Source organism: Spirosoma knui (genome assembly GCF_054780635.1).
Window position 1 is genome coordinate 1 of sequence record NZ_BAAGVY010000019.1, and the last position, 17,514, is coordinate 17,514.

Sequence of the window (17,514 nt, forward strand, 5' to 3'; positions counted from 1 at the left end):
AGGTGCACCCACCCAGTAAGTATTCTCGTACGGCTCTTTGTCGTTTGTTCATGTTACAGCTCAGTTGCGGGCTGTAAACCTATTCTAGGACATGACAGACGGACAAAGTGTTGCAGTGCGAGACATAAAAAGTAAGATTCGTTGCAACACTTTGTCGGCCAACCTCAGTCTATACCAGTGACGGGGATTTAATACCTATCCATCCCGTCGGTCGAGCCAACCACCTACTTATTCTACTTATGAGACCATGGCCTATATTGCGGTTTTTCGTACTGAGTCTGTTGGCTAGCGCCTGCAACCGGGTGATCGACTCCCAACCGACGCCTTTGCCAGCCGATAAGCTGATTCCCCCTAGTGCCATCCAAGCCCTGGTGGCCCGGTTCCCCCAAGCGGAAACGATGGTGTTTACACAACTGGAGAAAAACCAGGTCTGGCAGGTTAGCTTCCAGCAAAAAGCCGTATCCTACCAAGCCGTAACCAATTCCCAGCAGTTATTAGTCGCCTTTCAGACCGATAAATCAGCCATACCCGATTCGCTACAAGCCACGCTGACCAACTCGGTGGTGGCTGGAGGCTTCTTCTCAAACCTCCGGCTCCAGGCCTATAATCCCCTGACGAGTCCTAACGATCGAGTGGTGCTGGCGGATTACGACTGGCAAAACACCCGCTACACATTTCGCTGGACCATCACGAGCCTGAGTGGCCAGGTAACCTACCTGACTGAACTCTTACCCGAAACCCAGCTTCAATACCGCACGGAAGCCCTGGCCGATCTGCCCCCCCTGGTTCAACAATCGCTGGCCCAACAACAAGTCGACTTCGACAATGCCCAGGTACAAGTGGATGGGCAGGGTAAAAAGCGGTATAGCCTGACGGTGCGCCAAAACAGTTCGTTCTACACGCTCCTCTACGACGACGCGGGCCAGCTACTGGGCGCTACCAACTTGAGCATCGCTCAACGGTATACGGCCATCGACCAACTACCCGCCACGATTCAAGCGTATTTGAGCCGTACCCCCGAGCTGGCTAACTTCACCCTGGGGGGGCAGTTTAGTCTGCTAGCTAAAACAACCTATCGCGGACTGGAAACCTATACAGTCAATTTGCAGAAAGGACGGCAGACCTGGCTGATGACCTTCAATGGGCAGGGACAACTCGTGACGCGTTCATACGTAAACATGGTGTAATTTACCCGCAACCCACTTCACTAAATGCCCCTGTTTGGCAAGAAAACGTATTCGACCTTATCGGCCCTGGTGGCGGGTTGTCAGCAAGGCGAGCCCCGGGCGCAGCACCTGTTTTATGAGCGCTACAAAGGGCGCTTGTTAAGCATGTGCCTGCGCTACGGGCAAACCAGAGCCGAAGCCGAGGACATCTTTCAGGAAGCGTTCGTCAAAATATTTGTCCATATTCACGAACTTCAGCAGCCGGAAGCCGCCGATAGGTGGGTCAAGTCGATTGTCGTGCGAACGGCCATTACCCACTACCACGGCAACCTTCGTTCCACACAGCTCCGGAGTTCGCTCGAGGAGGAAACCGAAACCCTGGCCAGCGATGAATACGACCAATTTATCAAGCAACTGACGCTGGACGCCCTGATGGTATTCATTAAAGGCCTACCCGATAGTTACCGGCTGATCGTAAACTTGTATCTGATTGAAGGCTACACGCATGCCGAAATTGCCGAGCTGCTAGCCATTCCCTCAGCCACGGTCCGCTCCCAGTATAGCCGGGCTCGTCAACGGTTGCTTACCTTGTTTCAGCAAAACGGTCTTACACGGCATGAACTTTTCGAATGACCCACTAGATAAGCGGTTGCGGCAACGCTTTCAGCAGCTTTTCGCCCGCGAGCATGCCGAAGCCGATGATGCGCTCAAGCAACGAATCTGGAACCGGCTTCCCCCGCCTGCCCCCCGCCATTATCGGCCAGTTGGCTTCCTGCTGTTGGGGGTATTGTTTTGTGTAAGCATTGCCCTTTATTACGGGGCCGCGCCGGTTATCACGGCGTCGAAGTCGGCTAATTCATCCATGCGGCTCTCCGCTGGGCAGCCCACAGCCAGCCCCGCACAGAAAATACGGACTAACCTATCCGGCCCGAGTTGCCCCCTAGCGGAGTCAGTGGGTACTCGTCTACCAGAAGCTATAGCCTATTCCGACCCAAAGTCCGCTCCCCTATCAGTTGGGTCGCCCGATGATCCCTCGGGTAATTCGGTCTTGAGTGCAGTGCCCGGTAGCGTAGTAGCCAGTTCCGTTGCTGTCAGGGGCCGTCAGGGGCGTAGACCGATTGGTTTACAAGCGAACGAAAATCGTTCGGTGGAGCCCTCGGGTAGTACAAGCCTCCCAATCAGTCAATTAGCTACCAAACGTAATCAGCGCCGTGTTACAACCTGGTCAGCGGTTCGTGCAAACGGGTTCGTTCGTTCACCGGTGTCGGCCCTGGAGAGAAACGACTCATCAACCAACGAGTCCGTAACCGATAGAGTGCCATTACTACTGGTCCCTCTCGGTGTTGTCGGACCGTTAAGTAGCACGCTTTCGGCTCGTTTAAGCCGGCGAGTGGACTTTACCTCCCCAGTGGACGTATCCGCCAAGACGATGTCTAACCAGCCAGTCACCCCGGTCGACTGGTTTTTCTCGGCTGCCCCCTTCAGTACCTACCAGCGCATGACGATTGTCGCTAAAACCGATACCTATGTGCAGGAGGTAGGGTCGCCCGCCCCCTGGTCTTCACAAACCTGGGGCTACCAACTCAGCGGGGGTATCCGCTGGTCGGGGTGGGATGTCGCCCTATCCTATGGGCAACTTCGGCGTTGGGCGTATTATGAGCGAGCCACTGAAGCCTACCAGGTTGAGCCATCAGGCTTCAGTGGCTATCAGGTAAGGCGTCGGACCGAATCGGTGGCGGAAAATGTTTCGCTATCCCTGTTGGGTGTGGGCATTGCTCGGTCCTACGAGTGGGGTAAGCACCAGCGGTACTTCGCGCGAGCCGGAGCTCAGCTGTCTTATGTCTTGGCTACTCACCAGGGGTTGGGATGGCTGGAGGCTAGTTGGGGACTCTCCCTACCTTTGGGAAAGCGACACCAGCTTGAGGTTGGGCCAAGGCTATCCTATAGTCTGAGTGATGTATGGAGCACCGATGGGCAGCTCCGCATTCAACCGTACACGGCGGGACTCTCGCTAACGATTCGTCCCTAGATTGTCTCCACGTCCGTGCGGGCTCTATTCAATAAGCTGACCTATGGTTTACTGACTATGAATTGACTTGACCAGGCCACAAACCCTAGCGCTATATCACACAGATGCTAGCAACCGTACATCTATTCTCATAAAAGGCTCCTGTCGCGAGATATAATGATCAATAAAGACCGTGTCAATCATACCTAGAAGTTCAACATTGCGCATCTCAGTAGAAGTCTGCATATTGCAGATGATTGGTTAATTTACAAATCGACGGTCGGATAAGGAGTGTGCGCTATGGGTGTGGGATTTGTGGTTTTCTTTTTGTTCTTCTTCGTCCGAGGCTTCGTGCAGCAGCGACAGCGTCAGCATATTGATTGGCTGCAGCGGGATATTGACCGGATGAGACGGGAAGCCAATCGCCGGCAACTGAATCGTCGATAAATAGCAAGAGGACCTACCGTACGGTAAGTCCTCTTCGTTTACGGTAACCTTTCATTACAACTGTTTGGCTTTCATGATGTCTCTATTCTCAACAGTAAACGATAGGCTGCGTCCGCCGTTCTGCTCTCCAATTTGAATCAGTAACTGCTTGCCGTTGGGAATGGTGAAGCGTTGAAAGGCGTATACCCGCTCAATGCGCTGATGACCCCGCACGGTCGTAATCGCTTCGTTGTGCACGTAAATTGGATGTAATTCAATCTCCTGCCGGGCGGTGAGTTTGACTGTTTTGCTGTCGACTACGAAGTACCGCACATAGTCAATGTCGTAGTTGAGGTTTGACCGGTTGCTGATGACGAGCCGGTAGTACAGCACATTATCCATCACGTATAGACCACGCAACTGCGCTTTCAGCTTATTGGCTTCCGCCCCTCGCCTGCCCCTCCCCCGGTAATGCAGAATCCGGTCGCTGTTATAGACGATGTCAGACTGCGTTGCCTTAACCCCCGCAAATTGAATATTGCCGGCCAGCGTATCGATGCTGTTGATTGGCTGACTGCGGTCGGCCAGTGTAACAGATTCGGCTGTGCGCAACGGGCTCGACTTCGATGAAGCGGTCAGGTTGAGAGCCAGTACGGCCGGAGTTTCGTTGTAGTTGACCACAAAGCTGTAGAACGTGCCCTCGGCCGTCATCACCGAAAAGTTGGTTTCGTTGAAGCCGATCTGCGCGGCTTTCACTTTCAGCACGTTCTCCACATCGGCGGCTTTATCGGCCATGATGCTACGGCTGCCCAGGTCGACCGAGCGCACGGCCGTCGGAAAGATGATCGACACGGTTTTATTGTAAGCCAGATCGACGTAATAGGAACGGATAATATTTTGCGACTGAATCGTTGCCTCCGGTGACGTGCGTACGGCCGTCGATGCCGAAAATGAGCGGTCCGCATGGGCAGTCTGCGAAGGAGCCGTCTTTTGGGTCGAGTCTGGCTTAACCGATGCGTTTCGCGAAGCAACCTGCGCAGAATCAACGATTACTGGAACTGGTTCTGCTGCGGCAGTACGTCGGGTCAGTAACCTGGTATGAGAATGTTTTGACAAAGTCGGTTTTCGTTGCGCCAACGTCGGTACCGACAGCATCAGCAGTGCGCTGACAGACAGGACAAGTCGGGTCATTTGTTTTGATAGCTTGTGTGGTGAGTTCATTTTAGCAGCACGTAATAATTGCCCTTTAGGGTAGCTTTCTGCTGCGTGATTTTGCGATGTAACAGGCCACGCGCCCCCGACAGACCCGACTGTGCGGCCGAGATACCAGCCAGTGTAGCCGCTGCCCGGGCAGTGCCCGTGGATGCTCCGCTGAGGTTGTAGTTTACGCCACCCAGGGTTTGCCCCAGTGCCTGCTTCCCTTCCTGGGCGGCCAGTACGTTCGGGACGAAAACACCCGGCATACCATCCATGTCGTGTACGCTCAGCTTGATCGGGAAAATGCGGCCCTCATATTGCAGACTAGTCAGCACAATTCCGACGCGTTCGGTACCGAAACTACCGATGCCATATACGAGCGTATTGTCCGGAATGCGAACGCCCCGAACCGTTACCGGTTCCAGTAACCGAAGCTGCACGCGTCCCCCGTCGGTGATTTGCTGATCCTGGTGAATAACCGCCCGTATCGTGCCCAGGTCGTCAGTCAGGGCAGCTTCCTGCTGCTCTTTCTGACTGGATGAATACAAGCCGTAGAAACCATTAAATCGCTGACTAGCGGACATGTCCAGCGTCGACACGACAGCCCCGGATTCAGCCTTACGCGGCCGCTCACCGTCGCGGGCTGCTGCGGCCTTCGCTTCCTTGTCCCGTTTGTATTCCGTAAGCAGGGCCAAAAGGCGCTGTCGTTCGTCGACCTGTTTCTGTATGTCGCGGGGGCGGACTGGCTCATCGTTAATGGCATCGGACAGTGGCAAATCTGAAAAAGCCGGGCCAGATCGGGTCCGATGTCGGGCTGCTACCTGGCCCCCCGAACCCCGCCGAGGCCGTCGAGGGGCCGGCTCGTACAATGAATCCATGGCGGCTAGTGCCGGGTCCATTGACTCGGCGGGTTGCCGGGTTTTGTACAGGTACGGGTCGAGGGTCGTTGGCATACCCGTTGCAGGGGCCGACGATTGAATTGGGGCAGTTGTCAGAGTGGCCACCCCCGTCTGCATACCGTTGACCGTCTGTCGACCAGCGGTCATACTGCGCTGTTCGGCGGCTTGAAGTTCAAGCTTCGATTTGGGTACACTATCAGTCTGAGCGTTGGGAATACTGGTATTCACGTTGTTGATGAGCGGCTGCTGCGGTCCACGCGTGCCCGCCACCAGAAAATACCCGGTTGAACCCAGCGCCAGCAGCAATACGGGTGCGATCATCCAGAATCGTTTGTCATTCAGCACATCTCGGAACGACCTGCGTGGAACAACATCGGTAGTTGCATGGGCTGACGTCGGCAGTTCATCAACGTCGCTGTCGGGTTGAATCGGATCGGTTTGGTTCATGAGCTTGAGCAGATCGTTTTTGGTTAACTGATGGAGAAATGTGGACGGTTGAGCGGAGCGTCAGGGGTATCACAGGCGGATGGGTAAGGGTTGACAGGATTGACCAGAAGCCGAGCAACTGTATCAAAAAAAGGGTCGTCAGCACGTGGATTTTCTGCTGCCGGATAGGGCGCGCCTGCCATCGGTGAATGTGACGACTCATTATTCGGCGCCAGAGCCGTGGGTGGCCCGGTCTGAGCAGGAAAACGGGTGTCAGTAGGTTCATAGCTGATGCTGCTGATCGGTACGTGGTACGGTTTCGACGTCCTGATTCTGCATCACTTTAAATCGCTCGATCATGAAGCCGTGCGGGTTATTGTCCGTTCGGGCTACGTCGATGAGGTAACACTCCGTAACCAGCTTGCGAATCGTAATGCTGTTAGCCCGGATCAGTAGCTGCCGACCGCTGGTAACGACCCGGTAGGGCGACACAGAAAAATCAACCTTGATCGTATCAATCTCGACCTTCTGGTGTACGTTACCCTGAATCAACTGCCCGTAATACCCGGCTTCCTGCAAATCCTGGTATAACCGTACCACGGAGCGGTCGCCCAGATATGTGGCTTCGCGAATGTTTCCCTCCACCTGCTTCTCATCGGGTTCAAGCGTGAAAAATAGCCGGTGGAATGTCTTGACGTGGTCTTTAGCTTCGGCCGGGCGGTTGATGTTCTGTTCCTGTGCCAGCGCGACCATGATCGATTTGCCGTTGTCGAGTACGTACACTTTCTGCCGGCTGGCCGACACTTCGGCGAACGCCCAGTACGCAATGCCCAGCGCGAATGCCAGACTACCAATGATGGTGATGATGGCCACCCAGCGAACCAACCGGAACGACGTTTCCAGATTGGTCAGGTAGCGAAATTGTCCGTTCATAGTCAGATATTGTTTGTGGCGGGTTGTGCGTTGGAGGACGAAAAAGCACCGGCAGCGGTACGGCCGAGCGATGCAGCTCCGGCCCCGGCTGCCTGTCCGGTGGCGGCCCCGGCCAGCATGGTCGTCGGCTGCGTAGCCGACCCGATGGCATCCCCTACCCCGGTCGATTCGATGACGTACGATGCCAGTTTGGGAATAGACAGATAAGCTCCGGCACCGATGAAATAAAAGATAATCAACCCCCAGTCGGCCGAGCCCATTCCCGTGTTGCCCGATCGTAATTGCTCATCAAAAACGGCGAGGTCCTGGTTGAGCATCGACACGTGAATCGTTTCCAGAATCGCCCCCAGAATGTTGACCAGTGGGATGTAGAGCAGAATGTGAATCATGCGGGAAAACCAGGCGGCCAGCCCCGAATAGAACCAGTCGAACATGGCCAGCCCGAACGTGATGGGACCCGTCAGTGCCAGTACGATCAGGAAAAACGTGCTGATCAGCTTGATATAGATGGCCGATAGGTCGTAGAAGATTTCGCCGAGCCAGCTCAGAAACTGGTCGAAATAGTACTGCATTACCCCACTGACGGCGTTTCCAACGAGGCTGTTGCCAGTGCCGGTGGTACCAAAAACCGTTCGAACCACATCCCAGGTGCCGATTTCGCCATCTTCGCCGGGTGGGATCAGGATCTTATCCCAATTGTCTTTGACCTTTGCCTTCTTAAGTTGATTCAGCCGTTCTACCTCGGCTTTCTGGCTGGCTACCATCGTACTCGTTCCTTTGTCGAGTAACTGTCCGATTTCTACGATGAATTTGACAATGAAGGGGTAGCAGAGCAGGCAGAGCGCCAACGCAAACGGGCGGAGCAATGGGTAGATGTCGAACGGTTCAGCGCGGGACCAGTGCCCCCAGATCCGGTAGAAGATGTAAAACAGCGAGCCGATGAAGCCAATGGCCTGCCCGAAGGCAACCAGTGCGCCAAAACTGTCGGCGAACTGATCGAACACTTCGTCGATTGAGGCTTCAAGAACCGGAGCTACCAACAATAATGCGTGCATAGAGATAGAAATTATCGGTACGACTGCGTTCGGAGATTGGCCGTCTGATAGGTCCGGCGATTCCGTTTGTATTTGTAATAATCGAGGCCCTGCGAGGTGATCCTGTCCATAGCCAGCAGGGTCGTGCGACGGGCTTTGCTTTCGCGGTCTACTTCGCGGAGCAGCCGCAGCCGGTCGGCGGGCGACAGATACGCCGTTTGTCCCTGTTTATCGACGAGCGCGAGTTTGGCCCGGAGTGCTTTGTCATCGACCAGCAGGTTCGAGCGGGCCGACGCCAGTACCGTCCAGCCAATGTCATCGTTTGGGTAATTGGCGTCGATCTCTTCCTTCATCAGCCGGGCGTTAGCGGGATCGGTGATCGTGATCGCGACGGGCAAGCCGTCAGTCCACAAAGCTTTGACGGATTTATCGACCGACTGACGCTGAGTACCGCGCAGCACATCAACCGGGGCTTTTGTCATCGCCTGCTGGTAAGCGTATTTTACTTTGAAATCCTGATAGCGGATCTTGTTGATACGCTGTTGACCATCCTGCCAGGTCTGTTTCAGCTTTTGAATTGCCTGCGCCAGACTCTTGTTTTTCTGCCGCTGGTACTCTTCCATAATCTCCGTGGCAATGGGAGCGTAGACGGTTGCGTCGGCTACACCTTTCATCAGTTCGTCCATTATCTTTTCTTTCATCAGCGCACCGACGTCGATACCCGCGTCTTTGAGCCCGGCCATGATATCGTTCTCGGAAACCTGAAGCAACTGATCGATTTCGGACTGAATCAGATCGCTGCCCCGGTTGCCTGCCGGAAGAGCGTTAGCTGCGGGCATCTGTGCGCAGGCAGTCCCCGTGGCCATACAAAGCCACAGACTACACGTAAGCCATTTGTTCATCGGGTCTGATAGGTTGTGGGACGGGTGCTAATCGTCCGGTTCAGTGAAGAATTGGCCCGGTAGAGCTGCTGCCGGTACGAGTTCTGGGCAATCTCACGGGAGCGGTACTGGTACGTAGCCCGGATCAGATTCAGCGTCTGATTTATCCGCTTGATGCGATCATATAGGTCTGTACGAACCAGATTCAGCGCCGATAGCCGCTCCCCTTCCGACATCCATACCGGTTTGCCGCCGAGATTCACAACGGTCTTTACTTCGGCTACCAGATCGCCCGTATCGGCCACCTCGTCAAGCGCCTGCCGCATGGCCGAAGCTTCACCGGCGGTAAAGGCTGGTGTAGCCAGAAACCGGTCGGCCGCTTTCCGGCTGGCCTGAATCGCCCCCGTCAGTTGATTCAGGTTCAGCTCCCGGTAGTACGTAGCGAAGGCCGGTGACAATTCGGTATGCGCCTTCTTCCAGGCGTAATCAACCTTATAGTTCTGATACTCGATCTTTTGCTGTTTCGACAGGCCATCCTTCACCATCGACTGGAGCGATTTGACGGCCGAGATCGGTGATACGTCGAGTAGTTGACCAATAGCGTTACCCAACAGTTCGGTCAGTTCATCCTGAATCCCCTGCATGATTGAGTTTTCCGTCTCGCCGATGATGTTCTCGATTTCGCCGGTCAGATCGTCGCTCAGACTGCTCAGTACAGGCGCACCAGGACTGGTCGTGTCGGCCAGGGAATGGGATCTAAAAAAGACGAGTGCAGGACGTATGGTGCCGGCCTGCGCCTGCGTAATCCCGCCAGCCAGACACAGTCCAGCCAGAAGCAGTCGATTTATTGGCTGCATCAGGTAATGAAAAAAGTGTTCTCGGATTTAGCGACTTGCTGGAATGCCGGTTCTGATCTCGTCGGCGAAGTCGCGCAGGGCCAGATCGTAGTTTCCGCCGTGAGCTTTTACCATCCGTTCGAGTCGCAGTTTCTCGCGCTGCTCAGTCGAATAGGCCAAGTACTCTTCGGTCGACACTTCGACGCCATATACTTTAGATTCCTGACCGCCCCATGAGATGAACACCTCCTTGTATTTGCGTTTGGGGTCGAGGTCAAGGTTCAGGGAGAGGCACAGGTCTTTGTCTTTGTCAGACAATGCCAGCAACTCCTTTACGTGCGAAAACTTGTTGCGATACTTGCGCTGGTCGAGCAGAATTTTCGTGTCGGCGTTGTTGATAATCGAGTCCTTCACAATCTTGTTGCCGATGATGTCATCGACCTCCTGCGTTACGATCCAGGCTTCACCGAAGAACTTGCGAACCGTTTTGTAGAGATATTTGATATACTCTGCCATGCCATCTTTCATGATGGCTTTCCACGCTTCTTCAATCAGGATGATTTTTCGCACTCCGCCCAGTTTCCGCATTTTGGAGATGAACGTGTCCATGATAATGATCGTGACGACGGGAAACAGGATCGGGTGATCCTTGATGTTGTCCAGCTCGAAGACAATGAACTGCCGGTTCAGCAGATCCAGATTCTCCCGGCTGTTGAGCAACGCTTCGTATTCCCCGCCCCGGTAGAATGGCCGTAGCACGTAGATGAAATTGTCGTAATCGAAATAGCCGATGTGCACCCGGTGCTCCTCCAGATAACGCGGGAAATCGGTCTGCATGAATTCATAGAACGAATTGAAGCAGGCGAATACATCCGGGTTGGCAGGGAGATACCGCTCAAAGTATTGCGTCACCGCATCCGACAGGGCCGTGTACTCCGACATGGTCTGCCGTTCGTCGCTGCGTTTCCAGAGCGTTTGAAGTAATACTTTAATGGCCTCCTTTTTCTCAACGTCGGGCAAGGCCCTGTTTTCGATGAAAAAGGGATTGAAGTTGATCGGCTCGTCTTCTGAGTAAGTCAGGTAGAGACCGCCCAGCATATCGCACAGACCCCGGTACGAGTGCCCCACGTCGACGATAACGGCATGGCTCCCCTGTACATGGTAGCTGCGCAGAGCGTGGTTGGTGAAAAACGACTTGCCACTGCCCGACGGCCCCAGGATAAACTTGTTTCGATTCGTAACCCAACCCCGGTCCATCGGCTGATCCGACAGGTCGACCAGCAACGGTTTGCCGCTCATCCGCTCCACCAGCTTTACGCCGTAGGGCGATACCGAATCGTAGTAGTTTGTCTCCTGATTCAGCAGGCAGACTGACTGCGGTACAAACGACCAGTATTTGTCTTCACTCGGCAGATCGGCCGCGTTGCCCGGAATACCCGCCCAGAACAGCCCGAGCGCATCCTTCGTGTTTTCACGTGGCCGAACGCCCAGCCGGGCAATAGCCGACGAAACCATGTTGCGTAGTATCGGCAACCGGCTTTTGTCTTCCGTCCAGACCTGAATGTTGAAGTGGGACCGGACGGGCGTAAAGCCTGATTCTGCCGCGTAACTCAGGTATTGGTTGAGCAGCATGGCATTGACTTCGTTGTCCTTGCCAAAGTTGGCCAGCGACCGCATCTGTAAGGCCCGTTGCTCCAGTTTTGGAAAAGCCGCCTGCTTATCCTCAATGAAGATATACTGGTTGTAGATATGGTTACAGGGCAGCATCAGCGACACCGGTGCCGCAAAACTCACCGACACGTTCGAACGCTCGGTCGACAGGGCTTCGACGCGGTTGTTGGTGTACACCCATTCCGGCAGATCGTCGATGTCGGAGATCGTATAGAACTTCGTGTATTTGCCGCCCACCTTCAGCACCTCGTCCATTTCCAGATCCGCCAGCGTTACTACTTCATCCCGCAGTGACAGACTCATGTACCGCTCAAGCAGGCCCGGAGCGGACGCTCCCGCAGTGGATGCTGCCGGAGTGGATGCTGCCGCAGTGGATGCTCCGGTATGCTTATCTGTACCAGCCAGTTCATCCGCTCCCAGTCGTCGGAGACTTATCAGTCGGCTGCTTTCCAGAATGGAGACGAACTGTTCGATGCTATTAAAGAACTCATCGACCTTACGTTTATCGCCAACCTCTCTGGGTACCAGCCGCCCCCTCGCCAGTGACGTCTTTACGGCACTAACATCCCGCCGTTCCGGGTGCGTCTTTGTCAGATATAGATAACACTGGTGATGTAAATAAGGCCGTTCGTTGAAATGACTATCATTGGCCCGGTCCAGAAACGTACATGATTTTTCCGTTGACTGACCATCCTTTGGCTGGTAGGTTTCTTCAACGAAATAATCCTGCTTGTGGACGATGGTGTAGCTTGGCAAAACACCTAACGCTTTAGCCCATACGTTGCAGAGTGTTATGTAATCCCCTTGCTCGACGCGCCCCTCCCCTACCCCATCGAAACTGGCGTTCAGCGTGAAGATTTCGGGCAAATTGACCACGAAGCAAACCGTCAGATCGCCGTGTGCTGAAATCAGACTATCCCGCTCGATGGCGCGTATTGGAAATACGTCGTGAATAGCCCGCACACCAGTCCTGTTATTTTTTAGCTGCATATCGAAGTTGTTTATACACCGCTGAACTTCTCACCAGAATCAATTTAGGCTGTCGGGCCCTCCCCTGCGTCCGCACCATACCTCGTTCGCCGTGTTCGCGGGAAAGCCGCACCAACTGACCATAGAGGATTACGATGCTTAGCATGTACACGCCGTAGCAATACAGGCCCGGCCATCCAGTAATGAGCATGATAAACGTGCTGACTAGGAGCAGGCCGACCGCTGCTGCGGCTAGGAACAGCAGGAAATTCATCCCACGAATGCCGAGTACCTGTGGGGGTCGATCAACCCCTTTGTTGACTCGAAACATACTAGCCGCCGAAAACAGAGGTCAGCGTTACGACGACCAGACCGGCGAAGATGAGTGCGCCGAACCAGGAGGCTGCGGCTTTTCGGGTGTCGGGGTCCCCATTCGACCATTTGGAGTAAACCGATATACCACCCACCAACCCTATGATTGCACATATGGCATACATCAGATTGGTGACCACCGTGAACGCACCCTTAACCTGCGTAGCTGCTGTGCTCAGCCCCTGTGTACTTAACCCCTGCGCTGAAGCTATATGAGTAATATATAGCCCCGCTACAATCAGCGCGCAGATTCGGGCCGCGCTACGCCCTTTCGACCAGTTTGATTGGGTTTGCATATAAAGCAATTATAGACTGAAAACTATTAAATGTATTTCATTTCAAAAGTATATAAAATTAAATAAAATACATTTAAAACTGGTCAAAAATTTTTAAGCACTTAGGCTCTCAATTTGATCAAAAATAGCCCCGTAATCAGGCTGGCCGGGCTGCTTATGCTGCTGGAATAGCCAATCGAGTGACTGATCATTTTCGAGTTGATACGTATCGATTAGTATGTTGAGTTCCTGCTTCATAAATGTGCTGTCGGCGGCCCGGCGTTTAGTAAGTTGCGTCATTTTTCGTTGCACGGTTCGAACCCGTTTCACATAGTCGGTCAATGCTGTAACAGGCTCTGTGCTCATTGCTGAATTTTCCTCTGAGTCAATCAAAATTATGGCTTCATCATCCAGCCAGTTGCAGGTTTCAGGTACCAGATCCGTTTCGTCCGGGTAGTCGACTTCCGTGATTTGCATCAATGTGGTCGCTGGCTCAGTCAGCGGTTGGTTATCCGGCTCTGTATCTTCTACGGTCTCCTTCGTTTCCGTCGACTGCGATTCCTTTGGGCGGAACCCTACCAGCAATCGGTCGAAGTCTGTTTTCGATTGGCCTATACCGGTAGCCGTTGGTTCCTCGGTGGTGGGCTGGTTCGAATTGACTTTCAATTGGTCAGTAACTGTCCTCCTCCCCCACCAGCCATAGTCTTTTCCAAGACGGTATCCCTGCCAGCCTGACAAGGCCAGCAGGGACGCACTTATCCAAAGTGTTATCATTCGTGTAGTTCAGCTTCTTTCTGGAGCAATGTTGCCCGTATCGACTCTATTTCAACCTTGTTGTCAGCAAAATGCTGCCGGAAGATGTGTTCCATAATTTCCTGCATCGATACTTTACTGCCTGTCAGACTGGCGTACCGTTGTAAGAGTGAGATATATGAGTGAGAGCGTTTGGAGATGTAAGCTACTTTCGTGGGGCGCTCAAAACCGCTGATCGGCTCCAGAAATGTAGCCGAATATTTGGTCACCTTTTTCGCTGTTGTGTCGGGGGGAGCTTTTACGTTTTTCACGGGCGGTTCTTCAACTGATGCCGCTGGTGTCTCGATCGGCTCTTCTGCCGGGGCGACATCAGGCTCCTGAACTAACGGAGAAGCTGGTTCAGCAGAAACCTCTTTTGTTGCTGGTGCTGCCACGCTAGTCGGCTGATCCGATGCCTGTTCGGCTGACTCTTCCGCGTTCCAGCCGTAATTCTCCTGTAGCTTGCTCAGATCAGAAGATGACGTAGCCATGCTGGCCATTGCCCGCAGTGAAGCGTCGTCGAGTGTCTTTTTTTGTTTTGCCATGATACTATACTACTGGTTGCGTGATGTGAAGTTCTTTATTCAGTTCGTTGACCAGGCTTTTTACTTTGTCGCTTGGGAATAGCGTCGATCGTTCCCGCTTCCAGGTCACGGAGTCATTGACCCGGTAGTTAAGTATGCCAACATTACCACGCTCCTTGACGATGTTCTCGATGCCGTCCAGCAAGGCCGGGTTTTCTGATTTCTTATACTTGTTCCAGAGCATCAATAGTTTGTAGGTGGCTCCTTTGGCTTCCCGGAAGCGGTCGAACAGATCAAGGGTCTGTAAGCCCGCCGTAAACGTCATTTTGTCCGCTTCCATGGGCAGAATGATGTAATCCAGCTGCGACGCGACCCGGTCGAAGCCTTTAACGTTCATCGTACCGGGCATATCGATGAATACTAGTTCATCCTCTCCCCTATTTTTCAGGTCATCCAGAAATACCGATAATTCCTCCAGCGATCCTTTGTACACCTTATACATGTCCCTGTTCATCTCCGGATATAGTGTTACATATAGGCTCTGGATTTCTTCGTCATTCTGGATGCTGACTAGTTCAGATCGGCGTGTCGCATCAAACGAGTGCTGTGGGAAGTCGGCGTCGATGACGGTTACAGGCTTACCCACAGTCGCGTGATAATAGGTTGCTAGTAGCATTGTCAGGGTTGTCTTACCGACCCCCCCTTTCTGTGTACATACGGAAATGAGTTTTGCCATTCTGGTTGCTTGTTTCGTGCAATATGCAACATTAATGAAAATAGTTAATAAGAGAAATAATAAGATTAGCCCTTATTAAGTTAATAGTAACTTTAGATAATAAATATACTATCTACTTTGTTACTTAGTAAGTATTGTATTAAATAAAATAATAGCTAAGTAATTATTATAATAAATAAAATACTTAAAATTATAAAATAATAATAAAATTTAAATATAAACACATATTATAATTTTATAATATTATGTGTTTACTAGTTTATTATAAAATTATAATATCTCGTTTTTACTTAACGTATCGAGATGAGTTATAATATGATATTGTAAGTTTATGATAACATTATAAATATAATTATCTGAAAAAAAGACAGATAAGCTAAAATAATTACTCTAGTAGGTAAAAAAAAATGAGGATACGCAAAAACTTAAGGATAACTGGACCTTCGGGTAACAGGCCTATCTATACAAACTTTATAAAGTTGATGTTACTTAACATGATTACCTTTGACACTGGAACACCAGGCTACAGAAAAGTTACCGTCGCATAAGTGCACATAAGTAGCAAGATGTGTTTTGCTACCCGCAAAACCCCTGCTTTCGTCCTCATAACGAAAGATCGATTTAAACAACGACCTGCTTCCAGGTGGGTAAACGGGGGTGTACATGAATACTAGTCGAAAGGGTGGACGGCCCTGCAAAGAACCTGCTGATCTAGCGTCGGAGAAAGTTAACTGTTGGGTAACTAAGTCAGAACTAGAATATCTGACAACGAAATACGAACAGGCCAAAGCTGGTAGAAAGCTGAGTTTCTCGATCTTTATAAAGGATATATTACTTGGCAAAAAGCAGTCCCTAAATATCCGGTCGAGTGAACTTTTGCTGACCGCAATCATACAACTACAGGTATGTAATCAGCAGCTAGATGAACTTAAGAAGGCGCTCGAAATCGCAGAAAGTCATTCGTGCCGTCAGCGGATTCAGGCAAGAATCGATGAAGAACTGGCCGTTATCCGGAAAACAATAACCAGCATAACAACATGGTTATACGAATCCTGACGGGCAAGGACGTAGCTGGAGCTGTGCGCTACAACGAACAGAAAGTGGAACAGCAACAGGCGGATCGCATTCATGTTGCCAACTACCCAGATGTGAGTGCCACGATTACAAGTGCCCGCTTCCGACTCGATTTATTGCAGCAGCTGAATCGGCTTAATCCTGCTGTTCAGAAACCGTGTGTGCATTTGGCCGTTGCTTTTCATCCCCTTGAAAAGTTTACGCCGGAACGACTGCGGGAAATTGGTAATGAAGTCATGACCGGAGCCGGATACGGTAGGCAGCCATACCTGATGTATCAGCATCACGACACAGCGCATCCACATATTCACATCGTAACGGTAAACGTCGATGCAAAGGGAAATCGGATTGATGATGCATTTATAAAAAATAGATTACAACAGCTACGGCGCAATCTGGAAGTAAAGCACGGGCTCATCCAGGCAGAGGAGCCAGTAAAGCGACGTAAGCAAAATAGGGTAGGGGAGGGGGTAGCCAATCGGCAGCGCAGCACAATTACGCTCTCTGATCGTATACGGCATATGCTGGAGTCGTACACGTTCGGCTCCATCGATAGCCTGAAACTGTGTTTGGGCAGTCAGGGAATACGGATGAAGACACAGGCTGGGCGTTCTGGTATGGGAATAACGTTTCAGGCCCAGGACGATGCGGGAAAGCAATCCAGACCGATTCGGGCGAGTGCGCTCGACAGTGGGTTTACACACAGGCACCTGTCGGAGCGTCTGACAGCTCAATCCAGTCAGCATAAAGCTGGTTGCGCAGTACTAGAGGCAGTGATGAAAAGTCAGTTAGGCGCTTTTAAAAGTCTGACCGAAAATCACTACAAACAGATTGCGCAGCAACAGGGTATTGACGTCTATGAAAAGGAGGGTAGCTATCTCTACGTACATACGCGAGCCGGCGTAGTAGCGCACGAAAAAGAACTTGATCAGTCGCTCAGTCGTCGGGTACTGGCTCAACTGTTTGCCGCAAAAACAGAGCGTCTTGCAATCAGTCAGCAAGTAACTGGTAAAGCCACAACGCCAGCAGCATCACGAAAACGACCTGTTAAGAGGGTAGCAGATCTCACCAATCAGCCGGTAATACTCATCACTGGAAAGGCACTTGTAAAACCGTCGAGTGACTACATACTCAATAAGCCGTCGCTGCGAATCGAAAACGACGCAGGGCAACCTGCCATTAAATTGGAGGCATCAGGTCGTGATCGCTCACTAAAAAAACGTAGAAAAAATCGGCCACATCTGTAGGAGGAATCATATCAATTATATATATAATATTTAATTGCTTTCGGTAGT

Annotated in this window: 16 protein-coding genes; 4 read left to right on the forward strand and 12 right to left on the reverse strand. The window is 52.1% G+C overall.

Annotated features, from left to right (window positions below; translation table 11 throughout):
- The first annotated feature begins 239 nt into the window (after positions 1–239).
- Genes ACYVIY_RS26505 through ACYVIY_RS26515 form a run of 3 tightly spaced genes read left to right on the forward strand, consistent with a single transcriptional unit; the run spans position 240 to position 3,195 of the window.
- On the forward strand, positions 240–1,187 hold the full coding sequence (locus ACYVIY_RS26505) for a hypothetical protein (protein WP_460979594.1): 948 nt from the start codon (positions 240–242) through the stop codon (positions 1,185–1,187).
- Positions 1,188–1,211: 24 nt separating this feature from the next.
- Positions 1,212–1,799, forward strand: a complete 588-nt coding sequence (locus ACYVIY_RS26510; RefSeq protein ID WP_460979595.1) for an RNA polymerase sigma factor — start codon at positions 1,212–1,214, stop codon at positions 1,797–1,799.
- Entirely contained in the window at positions 1,783–3,195 is a 1,413-nt protein-coding gene (locus ACYVIY_RS26515; protein ID WP_460979596.1) for a hypothetical protein, read from the forward strand. Before ACYVIY_RS26510 ends, ACYVIY_RS26515 begins: the two co-directional genes overlap by 17 nt.
- A 480-nt stretch (positions 3,196–3,675) precedes the next feature.
- Here ACYVIY_RS26515 and traN read toward each other — a convergent pair whose 3' ends face one another.
- The 12 genes from traN to ACYVIY_RS26575 form a co-directional block, all read right to left on the reverse strand.
- Positions 3,676–4,791 carry a conjugative transposon protein TraN gene (traN, locus tag ACYVIY_RS26520; RefSeq protein ID WP_460979597.1) on the reverse strand — a complete coding sequence of 372 codons (1,116 nt, stop codon included), beginning with the start codon at positions 4,789–4,791 and terminating at the stop codon, positions 3,676–3,678.
- 26 nt (positions 4,792–4,817) lie between these two features.
- A complete protein-coding gene (gene traM, locus ACYVIY_RS26525) occupies positions 4,818–6,143 on the reverse strand; it encodes a conjugative transposon protein TraM (protein WP_460979598.1) in 1,326 nt (441 codons plus the stop codon).
- 261 nt (positions 6,144–6,404) lie between these two features.
- Positions 6,405–7,055, reverse strand: a complete 651-nt coding sequence (traK, locus tag ACYVIY_RS26530; protein WP_460979599.1) for a conjugative transposon protein TraK — start codon at positions 7,053–7,055, stop codon at positions 6,405–6,407.
- A 2-nt stretch (positions 7,056–7,057) separates the two neighbouring features.
- Positions 7,058–8,110: a hypothetical protein gene (locus ACYVIY_RS26535; protein WP_460979600.1), complete on the reverse strand. Its 1,053-nt coding sequence runs from the start codon at positions 8,108–8,110 to the stop codon at positions 7,058–7,060.
- Between the two features lie 11 nt (positions 8,111–8,121).
- Positions 8,122–8,991, reverse strand: coding sequence for a hypothetical protein (locus ACYVIY_RS26540; protein WP_460979601.1), 870 nt, complete (start codon positions 8,989–8,991; stop codon positions 8,122–8,124).
- The gene (locus ACYVIY_RS26545) at positions 8,988–9,827 is read right to left on the reverse strand and encodes a hypothetical protein (protein ID WP_460979602.1); all 840 of its coding nucleotides are present in this window, start codon (positions 9,825–9,827) and stop codon (positions 8,988–8,990) included. Before ACYVIY_RS26545 ends, ACYVIY_RS26540 begins: the two co-directional genes overlap by 4 nt.
- Positions 9,828–9,854: 27 nt before the next feature.
- Positions 9,855–12,467, reverse strand: coding sequence for a TraG family conjugative transposon ATPase (locus ACYVIY_RS26550; RefSeq protein WP_460979604.1), 2,613 nt, complete (start codon positions 12,465–12,467; stop codon positions 9,855–9,857).
- The gene (locus ACYVIY_RS26555) at positions 12,451–12,777 is read right to left on the reverse strand and encodes a DUF4133 domain-containing protein (protein WP_460979605.1); all 327 of its coding nucleotides are present in this window, start codon (positions 12,775–12,777) and stop codon (positions 12,451–12,453) included. Before ACYVIY_RS26555 ends, ACYVIY_RS26550 begins: the two co-directional genes overlap by 17 nt.
- Position 12,778: 1 nt before the next feature.
- Positions 12,779–13,114: a DUF4134 domain-containing protein gene (locus ACYVIY_RS26560; protein ID WP_460979607.1), complete on the reverse strand. Its 336-nt coding sequence runs from the start codon at positions 13,112–13,114 to the stop codon at positions 12,779–12,781.
- A 93-nt stretch (positions 13,115–13,207) separates the two neighbouring features.
- Entirely contained in the window at positions 13,208–13,867 is a 660-nt protein-coding gene (locus ACYVIY_RS26565) for a hypothetical protein (RefSeq protein WP_460979609.1), read from the reverse strand.
- On the reverse strand, positions 13,864–14,430 hold the full coding sequence (locus ACYVIY_RS26570; RefSeq protein WP_460979610.1) for a DUF3408 domain-containing protein: 567 nt from the start codon (positions 14,428–14,430) through the stop codon (positions 13,864–13,866). The genes ACYVIY_RS26565 and ACYVIY_RS26570 overlap by 4 nt, the downstream gene beginning before the upstream one ends.
- Positions 14,431–14,434: 4 nt before the next feature.
- Positions 14,435–15,145 carry a ParA family protein gene (locus ACYVIY_RS26575; protein WP_460979611.1) on the reverse strand — a complete coding sequence of 237 codons (711 nt, stop codon included), beginning with the start codon at positions 15,143–15,145 and terminating at the stop codon, positions 14,435–14,437.
- A gap of 1,037 nt (positions 15,146–16,182) precedes the next feature.
- Here ACYVIY_RS26575 and ACYVIY_RS26580 point away from each other — a divergent pair.
- Positions 16,183–17,466 (forward strand): relaxase/mobilization nuclease domain-containing protein, encoded by a 1,284-nt coding sequence (locus tag ACYVIY_RS26580; protein ID WP_460979612.1) that lies wholly within the window; start codon positions 16,183–16,185, stop codon positions 17,464–17,466.
- Positions 17,467–17,514: the final 48 nt, after the last annotated feature.

Coding starts and splice junctions, on each gene's coding strand:
- ACYVIY_RS26560 (WP_460979607.1), bottom strand. CDS start 13,114: ATGCAAACCCAATCAAACTGGTCGAAAGGGCGTAGCGCGGCCCGAATC.
- ACYVIY_RS26515 (WP_460979596.1), top strand. CDS start 1,783: ATGAACTTTTCGAATGACCCACTAGATAAGCGGTTGCGGCAACGCTTT.
- ACYVIY_RS26555 (WP_460979605.1), bottom strand. CDS start 12,777: ATGTTTCGAGTCAACAAAGGGGTTGATCGACCCCCACAGGTACTCGGC.
- traM (WP_460979598.1), bottom strand. CDS start 6,143: ATGAACCAAACCGATCCGATTCAACCCGACAGCGACGTTGATGAACTG.
- ACYVIY_RS26550 (WP_460979604.1), bottom strand. CDS start 12,467: ATGCAGCTAAAAAATAACAGGACTGGTGTGCGGGCTATTCACGACGTA.
- ACYVIY_RS26545 (WP_460979602.1), bottom strand. CDS start 9,827: ATGCAGCCAATAAATCGACTGCTTCTGGCTGGACTGTGTCTGGCTGGC.
- ACYVIY_RS26505 (WP_460979594.1), top strand. CDS start 240: ATGAGACCATGGCCTATATTGCGGTTTTTCGTACTGAGTCTGTTGGCT.
- traN (WP_460979597.1), bottom strand. CDS start 4,791: ATGACCCGACTTGTCCTGTCTGTCAGCGCACTGCTGATGCTGTCGGTA.
- traK (WP_460979599.1), bottom strand. CDS start 7,055: ATGAACGGACAATTTCGCTACCTGACCAATCTGGAAACGTCGTTCCGG.
- ACYVIY_RS26535 (WP_460979600.1), bottom strand. CDS start 8,110: ATGCACGCATTATTGTTGGTAGCTCCGGTTCTTGAAGCCTCAATCGAC.
- ACYVIY_RS26565 (WP_460979609.1), bottom strand. CDS start 13,867: ATGATAACACTTTGGATAAGTGCGTCCCTGCTGGCCTTGTCAGGCTGG.
- ACYVIY_RS26540 (WP_460979601.1), bottom strand. CDS start 8,991: ATGAACAAATGGCTTACGTGTAGTCTGTGGCTTTGTATGGCCACGGGG.
- ACYVIY_RS26570 (WP_460979610.1), bottom strand. CDS start 14,430: ATGGCAAAACAAAAAAAGACACTCGACGACGCTTCACTGCGGGCAATG.
- ACYVIY_RS26580 (WP_460979612.1), top strand. CDS start 16,183: ATGGTTATACGAATCCTGACGGGCAAGGACGTAGCTGGAGCTGTGCGC.
- ACYVIY_RS26575 (WP_460979611.1), bottom strand. CDS start 15,145: ATGGCAAAACTCATTTCCGTATGTACACAGAAAGGGGGGGTCGGTAAG.
- ACYVIY_RS26510 (WP_460979595.1), top strand. CDS start 1,212: ATGCCCCTGTTTGGCAAGAAAACGTATTCGACCTTATCGGCCCTGGTG.